This window comes from Enterococcus sp. 2G9_DIV0600 (assembly GCF_002140615.1).
GTDB classification, from domain to species: Bacteria; Bacillota; Bacilli; order Lactobacillales; family Enterococcaceae; genus Enterococcus_D; species Enterococcus_D innesii.
The window spans coordinates 764,177-777,242 of sequence record NZ_NGLL01000001.1; the positions used below are offsets into that span (position 1 = coordinate 764,177).

At 39.3% G+C, this 13,066-nt stretch carries 11 protein-coding genes; 10 read left to right on the forward strand and 1 reads right to left on the reverse strand.

Annotated elements, in window-relative coordinates:
• Positions 1–154 precede the first annotated feature (154 nt).
• The 9 genes from A5870_RS03695 (at position 155) to A5870_RS03735 (ending at position 9,876) form a co-directional block, all read left to right on the forward strand.
• A complete protein-coding gene (locus A5870_RS03695; RefSeq protein ID WP_086291851.1) occupies positions 155–1,576 on the forward strand; it encodes an MFS transporter in 1,422 nt (473 codons plus the stop codon).
• A complete protein-coding gene (locus tag A5870_RS03700; RefSeq protein WP_086291852.1) occupies positions 1,573–2,622 on the forward strand; it encodes an NAD(P)-dependent alcohol dehydrogenase in 1,050 nt (349 codons plus the stop codon). The genes A5870_RS03695 and A5870_RS03700 overlap by 4 nt, the downstream gene beginning before the upstream one ends.
• Before the next feature lie 14 nt (positions 2,623–2,636).
• On the forward strand, positions 2,637–3,593 hold the full coding sequence (locus A5870_RS03705) for a carbohydrate kinase family protein (protein WP_086291853.1): 957 nt from the start codon (positions 2,637–2,639) through the stop codon (positions 3,591–3,593).
• Entirely contained in the window at positions 3,571–4,593 is a 1,023-nt protein-coding gene (locus tag A5870_RS03710) for an aldo/keto reductase (RefSeq protein WP_286088803.1), read from the forward strand. The genes A5870_RS03705 and A5870_RS03710 overlap by 23 nt, the downstream gene beginning before the upstream one ends.
• 164 nt (positions 4,594–4,757) lie before the next feature.
• Positions 4,758–5,051: a zeta toxin family protein gene (locus A5870_RS03715; RefSeq protein ID WP_252086052.1), complete on the forward strand. Its 294-nt coding sequence runs from the start codon at positions 4,758–4,760 to the stop codon at positions 5,049–5,051.
• The gene (locus A5870_RS17275) at positions 5,044–5,211 is read left to right on the forward strand and encodes a hypothetical protein (RefSeq protein ID WP_086291854.1); all 168 of its coding nucleotides are present in this window, start codon (positions 5,044–5,046) and stop codon (positions 5,209–5,211) included. Before A5870_RS03715 ends, A5870_RS17275 begins: the two co-directional genes overlap by 8 nt.
• Before the next feature lie 407 nt (positions 5,212–5,618).
• Positions 5,619–7,376, forward strand: a complete 1,758-nt coding sequence (locus A5870_RS03725; protein ID WP_086291855.1) for a 1-deoxy-D-xylulose-5-phosphate synthase — start codon at positions 5,619–5,621, stop codon at positions 7,374–7,376.
• A gap of 309 nt (positions 7,377–7,685) precedes the next feature.
• Positions 7,686–8,864, forward strand: coding sequence for an MFS transporter (locus A5870_RS03730; RefSeq protein WP_086291856.1), 1,179 nt, complete (start codon positions 7,686–7,688; stop codon positions 8,862–8,864).
• A gap of 124 nt (positions 8,865–8,988) precedes the next feature.
• Positions 8,989–9,876: a MurR/RpiR family transcriptional regulator gene (locus tag A5870_RS03735; protein ID WP_242596050.1), complete on the forward strand. Its 888-nt coding sequence runs from the start codon at positions 8,989–8,991 to the stop codon at positions 9,874–9,876.
• 35 nt (positions 9,877–9,911) lie between these two features.
• Here the strand turns inward: A5870_RS03735 and A5870_RS03740 are convergent, their stop codons facing one another.
• Positions 9,912–10,733 carry an MBL fold metallo-hydrolase gene (locus A5870_RS03740; protein WP_086291858.1) on the reverse strand — a complete coding sequence of 274 codons (822 nt, stop codon included), beginning with the start codon at positions 10,731–10,733 and terminating at the stop codon, positions 9,912–9,914.
• 465 nt (positions 10,734–11,198) lie between these two features.
• Between A5870_RS03740 and A5870_RS03745 the strand changes: the two genes are divergently transcribed.
• Positions 11,199–13,055, forward strand: coding sequence for a beta-glucoside-specific PTS transporter subunit IIABC (locus A5870_RS03745; protein ID WP_086291859.1), 1,857 nt, complete (start codon positions 11,199–11,201; stop codon positions 13,053–13,055).
• Positions 13,056–13,066 lie beyond the last annotated feature (11 nt).

The window sequence follows — 13,066 nt, forward strand, 5'->3', positions numbered from 1 at the left end:
AAGGAATTATCCTTTTTAGAATGCTTTTTTAGGTTTTCAAACTTTAAAATCTTCGAAACAAAGAATTATTGTCCGAAACGTTGACTTTTTACTTTGTTTGAAGTAAGATATAGAAAAGATATTGAAAGCGCAAACAAACGACTGGAGGGTTTTTATGAACGGGATACAAGCAGGTAAGAAATTAGATCAGCTGCCAATTTCCAAATGGCATTGGCAGACTTTTTTTCTGATTGGATTCGGACTGCAGATCAATGGTTTTCTCAATTCATCTGGAAGTTCCATCTTGGCAGATTTAGTGGATAGAGGATGGTCTAACAATTATTTTAATGCAATGTTTTCGTCTGCGATGATGGCTGGATTCTTTTTAGGATCATTGTTAGGTGGAATGTTAGGTGATAAGTATGGAAGAAAAAAAGCTTATCAAGCAAGTATACTCTGTTTCTCTCTCTTTTCACTATTAGCTGCATTATCAATCAATATGTGGTTCTTAATCTTCTGTAGAGGAGCGATGGGGGTTGGAATGGGGGCGGGGATAGTAATTGGATATGCTTCATTCACTGAATTTCTCCCCGCGAAAGTTAGAGGAAGATGGTCAGCAAGGCTGTCCCTTATTGGTAATTTTTCTCCATTGATTGCTGCGATGGTAAGTTTTTTGGTTATTCCGACATTTGGTTGGCGGTGGGTTTTTATTATTGGAGGAGTAGCATCAATAATTAGTTTAATTTTTGTAAGCGTTTATTTGGATGAATCACCTCGATGGTGTTTTGAGAATGGCCAATCTGATCATGGTGAACAAATAATGAATAAAGTGATTTCAAAAATTGAAAAAGAAAAAGATATTTCTTTAAGTTTTGATCAGGGGAGCAAGAACGTATGTGAGCATGATCAACAAAAAATACCATTCAAAGCTTTTTTTAAAGGAGATTTAGGGGTTCGGACGATAATTGCTTCAACAGTTTTGATAGCAATGAATATTTCTTTATATACGATTACAGTTTGGATACCTACTATTTTTGTGAATAGTGGAATAGATATTTCAAGATCGCTATTAATGACTACTTTAATTATGATAGGGGCACCATTAGGAGTATTTGCTTCTACACTGCTCATGGATAGATTTCCCAGAAAGTGGTTTGGTGTAGTTTTAATAAGTCTCATTGCTATTCTTGGCTATGTTTATTCTGTTCAAACAGAGGAATCTCGAATTATTGTTTTAGGATCAGTTTTGATTTTTGTTCTTTATATTTTCAACAGTTTTTCATCAGCAGTCTATGCACCAGAAATCTGGCCAACTAAAGTAAAGATGCGTGGTGCAGGTATCTCAAACTCAATAGGACGTATCGTGGCAATCGTTACACCATTTGTTATAGCTTGGTTGTTAACGAACTATGGTGTACAAGCTGTTTTTATCGTTTTAGGTTGTACATTAGGATTATGTGCCTTGATTCTGGCTCTCTTTGGGATTGAGACGAGGAAAAAATCTATTGAAGAGATTGAGAGTAATTTTTTTAAAGAAGCAAAAGATAAATATTTAACCTTAAATGAAATAAGGGAATCAAAGGAGAAGAATTTATGAAAAATACAGTTGCTATTTTAGAAAAACCAGGAAAAATGGTAATGAAGGAAACGGATCTCCCAACCGTAAAAGATGATGAAGTTTTAATAAAAGTGGGATATGTAGGTATTTGCGGTTCGGATGTACATGGATTCCAATTTGGTCCATATATTCCACCGAAAGATCCTAATCAAACGATTGGATTAGGTCATGAAGTAGCTGGGGTCATCGAAAAAGTCGGGAAGAATGTCATCAATTTAAAAGCTGGTGATAGAGTATGTATTGAACCTGGAGTTCCATGCTATAAATGTGAGTTCTGTATGGAGGGGTTTTATAATGTTTGTCCAGACGTTGATTTTATGGCTACACAACCTAATTATAAAGGGGCATTGACGAACTACTTAGCTCATCCAGCAGATATGACGTATCACTTACCTGATAATATGTCACTTGTGGAAGGGGCATTGGTTGAACCAGCTGCTGTAGGTATACATGCTGCGGAAATGGCTGGAGATCTACTAGGTAAAAAAGTTGTTATATTGGGATCAGGATGTATAGGCTTGATGACAGTTCAATCAGCAAAACTAATGGGGGCTGCTGAAATTGTTGTAATTGATGTATTACAGAATCGTTTAGACAAAGCGATTGAATTAGGTGCAACGGCTACGTTTGATGGTCGAGATGAAAAAATTGTTGAGAAAGTCAAAGAAATTATTGGTGAGTATGGTGCAGATGTTGTTTTTGAAACAGCCGGAGCAATCCCTACCGCTAAGATGGCTTTGCAGTTAGTAAAGCGTCGTGGGAAAGTGATGGTTGTTGGGACAATTCCTGGAGATACACCAATAGATTTTTTGAAAATAAACCGTGAGGTATCAATCCAAACAGTTTTCAGATATGCGAATGATTATAAAAAAACGATAGATCTTATTTCTAAAAAGAAATTTGATGTTTTATCAATGGCTGATAAATACTTTGATTACGATAATACACAACAGGCATTTGAATTTTCTGTTAATAATAAGAGTGAACTGATCAAAGGTGTAATTCAAGTAGCAAATTTGAAATAGAGGATGAATGGAAAATGACAAATGTAGATGTAATTTGTATTGGTGCAGCAATTGTAGATATTCCCCTTTATCCAGTGGGGAAATTTATTTTTGACCATGTATCTTATCCGATAGGTGATATCACGATGAAAATAGGTGGTGATGCGATCAATGAGGCAACCATCATCACACGACTAGGTCATAAAGTTTCGTTGATGAGTGTAGTAGGAAACGATGTGCCAGGGAAGTTTATTCGAGATTTTGCAGATAAAAATAACGTGATTATAGATCATTTAAAAGTTGATGAAAAGCTGACGACGTCTTTAAATATTGGGATGGTACGTGAAGATGGTGAACGAACATTCGTTACGAATCGAAATGGTAGTTTGTGGAAAATGTCATTGAAACACATCGATATAAAAAAAATAAAGAATGCAAAAATATTATCTTTAGCTAGTATTTTTAACAATCCATTACTGGATAATGAAGCTCTGGTGGCAATATTTAAGGCTGCTAAAAAAGAGGAAATGATTGTATGTGCGGATATGGTCAAGGGACGATTGGATGAAACGTTTGATGAAATTAGACAGGCACTTTCATATGTAGACTATTTCTTTCCAAATTACGAAGAAGCGTCTGAACTAACAGGAAAAGAAAATCTTAGTGAAATTGCAGATGTATTTTTAGAAGTTGGTGTAAAAAATGTAGTGATTAAAATAGGAAGTAAAGGCTGCTATCTAAAAAATTCAGATGTTGAAAAGATTGTTCCTGCATTTAAAAAAAGTTCCACAACGAAAATTGATACTATCGGAGCGGGAGACAATTTTGTTTCAGGATTTATTTCTGAATTACTAAATGGAAAAAAATTTGAGGAATGTGCTTATTTTGGAAATGCAACAGCTGCCGTATCCATTGAGTCTTTAGGAGCAACGGAAGGTGTTAAAAGCCGTGAACAGGTCGAAAAAATGATTGAAAATTACAAAAAATATTGATAAAGGTGGAGACAGTGAATTGAGAACAATGAAAATTGGAAAAACAGATATTGAAGTATCGAGAATCGGATTGGGGACATGGGCGATCGGAGGTGGACCAGCTTTTGAAAATAAGGATAATGAATCTGTTTCAATTGCTACTATTCAGCATGCATTAGATTTAAATATCAATTTTTTAGACACAGCACCCGGATATAATTTTGGTAATAGTGAAAAAATAGTTGGTAAAGCGATTAGGGATAAACGTAAAAATTACGTTGTGATCACTAAATTTGGTATTACATGGGAACGTGAAGGGACATTTTTTAACAAAGTAGGAGAAACATCACTTTACAAAAACTTATCGAAAGAATCTATTCGGCTGGAGATTGAATCGAGTTTAAAAAGACTCAAAACGGATTATATAGATATTTATATGAGTCATTGGCAATCTGTTGAACCATATTTTACTCCAATTGAAGAAACGATGGAAGTGTTAAACGAACTGAAAAATGAAGGGAAAATTCGTGCGATTGGTGCAGCAAATGTTGATGTTGGTCATGTAAAAGAATATTTAAAACATGGACAATTAGATATTATTCAAGCAAAGTATAGTATTTTAGATCGACAAATCGAAGAAGAACTAATGCCATTATGCAAACAAAATAATATTACAATTCAAGCTTATTCACCATTAGAAATGGGAATCTTAACAGGTACAATTGATAAAGACTATGTTGCTCCAAAAGGAACAGCACGCTATGGAAAGAAATGGTTCCAAAAAGAAAATTTAGCTAAGGTTGTAGAAATGATTCAAAAATGGAAGCCACTTTGCAATAAATATGATTGCAGTATTGCGAACTTAGCAATTGCGTGGATTTTGGCGCAGGGTAATAATATTAATGTTTTGAGTGGGTCTATGACGCCAGAAGAATTAGATGAAAATAGTAAAGCGCTAGCTATTAAACTTTCAGAAGATGACGTAGCTTACATGCGTAAACTAGCAGAAGAAATTTCATAGAAAAAGCTGAAAAAGCAGACTGCATAACGAATGTAGTCTGTTTTTGCTTCTAGTTCACTAACAGAAACCTTTTTTCCATCTTACTTCTCGCAATAAATGATTTTTGCTTTACACCCTAAAAAAGCTGATCAAAATATTGCGCGATGCTTAAAAAAGAATTATGAGTGCTTATCTATTATATCTATCAAGATCCTTTTATTGCTTGGAATTATACGAAGCAACGTGAAAAAATAGAAGGACGCTTTGTTCCTAAAGAACATTTTATAAATGCTTTTTTTCAATCAAGATATAACTTGATTAAAATGAAGGAATTGTATAAAGAAAATGTGACCGTTAACATTTTTATAAAAGATTTTCAAAATCGCGATTCTCATACGTTGATGGCAGTTGACAATGTATCGTTCGCTTTGCCATTAACATACACAAAGGAAGAATTGGAGGAGAAGCTCAATGACTGAGAAAGAAAAAGTAGAAACAATCATGATAAAATATCATCGAAACTTCTCGATCTTACAGAAAAAGGCAACGCCTAGCGAATTGAAAACAGTTTTAAACTTTGTTGCAGAAGAATCGAACCGTAAACAGCGAGTGTTTGTTGGCTTAGAGAAAGAAGAATAAGCGGTCAATGAAAAAACTCAGGTTTCTTAAGAATGACCATTGAACAAGTAAAACCCGAGATAAGAAGCAAGCGCTTCTTATCTTTTTTTGTATCATTATGGCGGCGTGCCGTAACGTTAGGATCAAAATAGAATAAATTCACAAAAAGTGCTTGACCTAAAGTTAACTCTAGGTGGTATCTTTTTAGATAGAAGAAATGAGCAGCGATTGTTGAAACTCAGAAAAATCACGATTTTCCTTTAGGATAACTTGCTATTTCTTGGTTTGACAGAGATTCTCAAAAGAGCGTCTTTCTCCGATGGCCATGTTTTTCATTCCAGAGAACGATCTACTCATTTCGACTTCGTGTCTTTTTCCTTGTGAGTAAACACACGAATCATTCAAACATTTCTACAGGAGGTACGTACATGTTATTAGAAAAAATCAAAAGCCCCAAAGAGTTAAAAGAATTGACCAGTGGGCAACTTCAAGAACTGGTAGTAGAAGCACGAACTGCTTTATTGGAAAAAATCAGTCACCATGGGGGGCATAATGGCCCCAATCTGGGGATGGTTGAGATGACGATCGCGTTGCATAAAGTCTTTGATTCTCCCACAGATAAGCTGATTTTTGATGTGTCTCATCAGACCTATATCCATAAAATGTTGACGGGACGCGCCCATGCCTTTCTTGATGCTGCGCAGTATGATGCGGTTTCTGGTTACACGAATCCGAAAGAAAGCGAGCACGATCTCTTTACGGTCGGTCATACCTCCACCTCAGTTTCGTTGGCAAATGGTGTGGCGAAAGCCCGTGATCTAAAAAATGAAACGTATAACGTCGTTGCCGTGATTGGTGATGGTTCTCTATCAGGCGGTTTAGCGTTTGAAGGCTTGAACAATATCGTGGAATTAGGCACCAATACCATCGTGATCCTCAACGACAATGACCAATCGATTGCAGAAAACCATGGGGGGATGTACCAGAATTTGCGGGCATTGCGGGAAACCAAGGGGCAAGCAGCAGACAATCTGTTCAAAGCGATTGGTTTTGAGTACCACTATTTGGATGAAGGAAATGATCTCGCTGCCTTGATTACTTTATTTGAAAAAGTGAAAGATGTTGATCATCCTGTTTTATTACACATTCATACGATCAAAGGCAAAGGCTTCAAGTTTGCGGAAGAAAATCGTGAAAAGTTTCATGCAGGCGGTCCCTTTAGTTTAGAAACCGGCGAATATATTTCTGCTGGCGGCAATCAAGTAACCTACAACAGCTTAACGACGGATTATTTATTAGAAAAAATGGCGACAGATCCTAAAGTCGTGGCAGTAAACGCTGGTACACCGATGCTGCTTTTTTCTCCGGAACAAAGAGAAAAAGCAGGCAAACAATTTGTAGATGTGGGTATTGCAGAAGAACATGCGGTATCGATGGTTGCTGGGTTAGCAAAAAATGGAGCAAAACCTGTCTGGGCCGTTTTTTCTACCTTTATGCAACGTAGTTTTGATCAAATTTCCCATGATTTGTCCTTAAATCATCTGCCTGGAACGATTTTGGTATATGGTGCATCGATTCACGGCATGAATGACGAGAGCCATTTGGGAATTTTTGATATTCCATTTTTGGCACATATTCCCAACCTTATTTATCTTGCGCCAACCTCTAAAGAAGAATATCTGGCAATGTTGGATTGGTCGCTGGAACAAACCAACGCACCAGTTGCGATCCGGGTACCGGTTGGACCTGTCAACGAAACGGCAGTAGCAGTCTCTACTGACTATAGCGATCAAAAAAATGAAGTGACTCAAGCTGGCACGCAGGTAGCCATCGTCGGTGTTGGGAACTTTTATGCGCTAGCGGAAGAGATCGCAGATCAATTGAAGATGCAACATGGAATTACGCCAACGGTGATCAATCCTAAGTTTATTTCAGGGGTCGACAAAGAGTTGTTGGATGCTGTGGCACGATCGCACAAACTCGTTGTCACGTTGGAAGATGGTATACGAGAGGGTGGCTATGGACAAATGATTGCCAGCTACCTGGGTGATCGTGAGATTGCCGTCAAAAACTATGGCTTAGAAAAGAAATTTTATGATAATTACCGGGCAGCAGACGTTTTATCTGAACTTGGTATCACTGCTGAGGAAATTACGAAAGATGTCATAGAACAGCTGCAGAAATAAGTTCTCTTAGGGTGTCTTGTGTAGCTGATATGATTGTTAAAAAATGAATGATCGAAGGAAACCTAGCAGAAAACATACTGCAAGGTTTCCTTTTTTTAGACAAACATAAATGAGTTCCAGCAATCGCCATAGAAACCTAGCAAAATACAGAAGACCAATGCTTTTCAAGCATAAAGCCCAAGCGCGTTAAGCATTGGTCAACGAGGATAATCTAGCGAATAATAAGGTAGTGAAAGGATCACTTTGTCATCTTGGACTATTGGGTTCAGATACAAGGAAGAAAAGGTGTTTTTAAGGAAAGGGGTATTTATGAAATTTTTTTCTATGAAGTTGCTGGCACTACTATCGGTGGCAATGGTCGTCTATTCGGCACCGGCGATTTCTGCCAATGTTCCAGCGATTGCGGCAAGCTTTCCAGAAGTTGAAGCGGTCTACATTGGGTTACTGACCACAATTCCGTCATTGTTTCTTTTACTGGGGATTTTTACTACCAGCATGATCGAAAAAAGGATCGGCAAAAAATACACGATGGTCACCGGCTTGGTCATTGTGGCAGTTTTTGGCACGCTGCCGGCATGGTATCAGGGGAGCTTTCCCGTCTTGTTTCTTTCTCGAGGGATTCTTGGCTTCGGGATCGGCTTATTCAATCGTTTGGCGATTCAAATGATTAGTTTGCTGTTTCAAAATGAGCCGCAAAAGAAAGCCAAAGCCCTTGGATTAGAAAGTGCCGTCGGTGGTTTAGGTGGTATCTTTATGACTTTGCTGGTTGGGCAGCTAGTGAAAATCAGTTGGGAAATGTCCTTCTTGGTTTATGGCTTTGCCCTGATCAGTCTCTTCTTTGTCCAGCTATTTATTCCAAACGAAACACAGGCTGTGACTAATGAGATGTTATTGGCGAACGTCACGGTTTCAAAAGAACGGAAACAGCGATCATTCATTCTGGGTGTGCTCTTGTTTCTAATCGTTGTCTTGTTTATCAATTACAATTTACAGATCACACCATTGTTATTGGAAAAAGGAATCGGGGACGCCACCGAAGGTAGTAACATGATCGCCGCCATTGCGACGGGGGCATTTATCGCCGGCAATGCCTTTGGCTTGATATACAGTCGCCTACATCGCTGGTTGCTGCCCATTGCGGCATTGCTTGCAGGAAGCAGCATCTATTTGACCTATCCCTTGCAGACGGTGGGGCTACTCTTGGGTTGTTCTTTACTATTAGGTTTTGCCTTTCGTAGCATCATGCCATTTTTCACTCACTTACTGACAACTGGTGGTGAAGCAGAAGCTAAGTTTGGCACGATCGTTTCGATCGTTGCTTACAATTTAGGGGTCACGTTAGCACCTTATGCATCACGCTTGCTGATACTAGTCAGTGGCAATGAAACAGCAGGGATGCAGATGATCTTATCAGGGGGCATGCTATGTCTGATTGGTATGATCGCCCTTTTAGGAAATAAATTCTTTTTGTATTTTGAACGAGGGTAGGCATACGCTGGCGTGCTCCACGCTTTTTCGTCTTCAATTCATCACCTTCATTGCTTTTAATAGAAAGAAACGTGAATGAATGGGACGTGTAAAACTAACAGCAGCAATCAGAGGGGAGAACCAGATGTATCTTTTTCAAAAAATTGAAGAAGCAGCGTTTAAACAAAATGACGCGAGACGAACGATCGGTGACTTTTTATTAAGCAATCGAGAAAAAGTTAGTGAGTATAGCATGGAAGAAATCGCAAAACTGACCCATACTTCCAAGCCGACGCTGGTCCGTTTTGCAAAATATTTTGGCTTTTCTGGTTGGAAAGAATTTGTATATGCCTTCATGCACGAATTGGCTCATTTTGATGATGGCTCAGCAACGATCGATGTGAACATTCCTTTTGGTGAGGCGGCAGATACATTAGAAATCATTGAAAACTTGGCGAACTTGCGCATACAGACGATTAAAGAAACAGCTTCACTTATGACAGTGAAAGACCTGAATCAAGCCGCTCGGCTCATCAATGGAGCTCAAACCATCGTCATCTATGGGCGCAGTCCAAATTCTTATTTCGGACAGCTGTTTAAACGCAACTTAAACACGATCCATAAAAAAGCCTTTCTTGCAGATGCGGATGAATCTGGCTTGATTTCTAATACGCTGACCCCACAGGATTGTGCCATTCTTATCTCTTATTCTGGTAATAATTCAGAAACGTATCCTATGAAAAATGTGAAAACATTGTTGAAAAATGGTGTGCCGATTATCAGTATTACGAGTGGTGGAGAGAACTATTTGCGGGACTATTCGACGATCGTCTTAACGATTGCTAGCCGAGAAAAACTGTATTCTAAAATCGGAAATTTTTCCACAGAAGAATCGATTCAATTCCTTTTGACAGTTTTGTTTGCTAAGATTTTTTCCCTCGATTATCAGGAAAATATCCAAATGAAAATCACCAATGCTCGTTTTTTAGAGACGAGCCGAAAAACGACGTTTAAAGAGATGGCAGAAGAATAAAAGGACCACACCAAAAACGGTGTGGTCCTTTTTCCCTATTCTAAATTGTTGGAAGTGGTTAATTTCAATTCAATCGGCTCACCGGCAGCGACAAGACGAATCCGCTTTGGATTGACGATCCGATCGTACAAAGTTTCAGGATCCCCATTAAAGGCATCGATATGCGGAGCATCCACTGTACCCCAGTGGGAGAGGATCAAGTCAGCATGAGGATAGGTATTTGCCAGTTTCACGGCGTTTTCAAAGCCGATATGCCAAGCATTGTCGTTAAAGTCGAACAAGATCGCATCTGGTTGAGGCATCTCTAATTGCTCTGGTAAAAGACGAGAATCGCCAGGAATCCATAAGGAACCATCCGGGGTATCGATCCAAAAGCCGCAATAGTCCTCAATTTGGAAGACACGGTCAAATTTTGTCGTCTCATTTTGCCAAAGGTGATACGCCTTTGTTAAAGAAATCTCCAAATTTTTAACGGTGAATGAATCATAGATTTCGTGACCTTGGGCAGCAACTTGAAAGTGCTCTTGCATAAGTTCGGCGACATACTTGGGTCCATGAAAGCTGTCGGTAACAGAAACTAGTTTGTCAATTGTCGGAATGCTGTAATGATCGTTATCCGAATGGGTGATCAATACCGCATCTAAGTGAGGAACTGCCGACGGTTTGGTTGGCAGATCGATCAGTAACGGCAGGTCAAATCCTTCTAGGACCGGATCGACCATGATACAAGTACCACGGCTGTTTAGAAGAATACCAGAGTTTCCTAACCAGCGAATGATCGTTTGATCTGTTTTTTGAAAAGCGTCTTCATGAAAAAAAATCGTTTTTGGAGGCATTGCTTGTTTCGCATTTGTCATTTTCCGTCGTTCCCTTCGCCTGTTTTTTATAAAGCCAACGCAAAATAGCCGTTCATAACCGGCTAGATCAAATCGGTGATTCAATAAGGATTGCTTCAATGGTTGGGGGAAGAAGCAGTGGTTTGATCCGTTGTTGCGGGATCATCGGGGTGTTCTTTTTGGTTGGTAGATCCATTACGTTTAAAAGCCTATTATGATCGCAGTAAATCAAAAGTAACACAATCATCTAGTAAATTATATCATTGTTTCTAGTGGCTTCGTCAAGGCGATGTTTGGTCTTTTAATGGAATAAATTTCGAAAAAAGAGCGGTATTTAATGAAAAGGTGAAATCCATTTCGACTTTAGGAAAATGTATTGGAACCGCAATCTAAAAATGGTACATTGCTGGCAGAAAGAACAGTATGTTTTACCGGTGAGCACATACAACATAGATTTTCTTTGAAATTTATCTAGGGGTGGAATGTATGAGTGAAAATTATCAATCATTAGCAAAAAAAATCGTCCAGTATCTGGGGGGACAAGAAAATATCACGGATGCCTATCATTGTCAAACACGATTACGCTTTAAAGTCAAAGATGAAAAGCGGATAGATCAAGGAGAACTAGAGGCACTCGATGGGGTTGCCAAATACATCAATAACGCAGGGGTACATCAAGTCGTGATTGGAACACATGTCAAAGATGTCTATGAAGAAGTCACAAAATTGGTTTCGCTTCAATCATCAGGGGCGTCGGAACCTGGGGAGAAAAAAGGACCGGCAGCTGCAGTGATCGATTTTGTGGCAGGAACGTTTCAACCAATTATTCCGGCATTGTCCGGTGCTGGAATGGTTAAGGCAGTTTTGGCTTTGTTGATTGTCTTTGATGTGATCACCGCTGATTCGCAAACCTATTACATGCTGAATCTTTTTGCAGATGGTGTTTTCTTCTTCTTACCAATGATCCTGGCCTTCACTGTGGCACAAAAATTGCGATGCAATCCGATTTTAGCCGCTTCAGTGGCTGCTATGATGATGCATCCTAATTGGGGTGCCTTGGTCACAGCAGGCGAACCCGTTCACTTTTTTGGGGTTATTCCTTTTACATTAGCAAACTATACGGGATCAGTCATTCCGATCCTGATCGTGATTTTTTTCCAATCGTATGTCGAAAAGTTTTTGAACAAAGTGATTCCAAAATCAGTAGAACTGGTTTTTGTTCCAATGCTAACATTCTTGATAATGGGTACATTAGCCTTCTCGCTATTTGGACCGATCGGTAGTATCTTGGGTGGCTATTTGGCAACTTTCTTTACCTTCTTAAGTGTCCATGCTAGCTGGGTACCAGCGGTTTTGATTGGGGGCTTTTTACCAATCATGGTGATGTTTGGATTGCACAATGGGATTGCTCCTTTAGGGGTGATGCAAATGGCAGAACTTGGGTATGACAGTATTTTTGGTCCAGGGGCATTGGTCTCAAACATTGCTCAAGCAACCGCAGTAGCAGTTGTTGCGTTGCGTACGAAAGAGAAAAAAACTAAGCAGTTGGCGGTATCAGGGGCGATTACTGCCTACATGGGGATTACCGAACCCGCTTTATATGGCATCAATTTGCCCAAAAAATATCCGTTGGTTGCGGCAATGATTGGTGGGGCTTCTGGTGGTTTGTATGCTGGCTTGACCAATACGCATCGCTTTGCGACCGGTTCGTCTGGTCTCCCAGCAGTCTTACTATATATCGGTGATGATACGATGCGCTATTTTTGGAACATCATTCTCGCATTGGTGATTGCTGCTGTGGTGAGTGCGGTCGTTACCTATGCCTTAAGTTTCAAATATGAAACAAAAGTGACAATTGATGTTCCGGAGATGAAAGCAGTAGTCTTAGAAGATACCCAATTGATCAATCCTGTACCAGGAAATGTGATTCCACTGAATCAAGTCAAAGATGACGCATTTGCTTCTGAAGCACTCGGAAAAGGATTTGCGGTCGATGAACCCATCGGTGAAGTCATTGCGCCGTTTGATGGAAAAGTCGCTGCTGTTTTTCCTACCAAACACGCGATTGGCTTGGTTTCAGACACCGGAATTGAATTGTTGATCCATGTCGGTTTAGACACAGTGGAACTAAATGGTCAGTATTTTGATGCGTTAGTAGAAGCAGAGCAAAAAGTTACAAAAGGGCAGCGATTGCTGACGTTTGATGTGCAGCAGATAAAAGCTGCAGGATATCTCACACAAGTACCAATCATCGTTACCAATACACCACAATATACCACAGTCGAACTTGTGAAAGAAGGATTGGTAGCTAAAGAAGAGGAAGTACTTGTAGTCAAAGTCTAGGAGGAAATAAC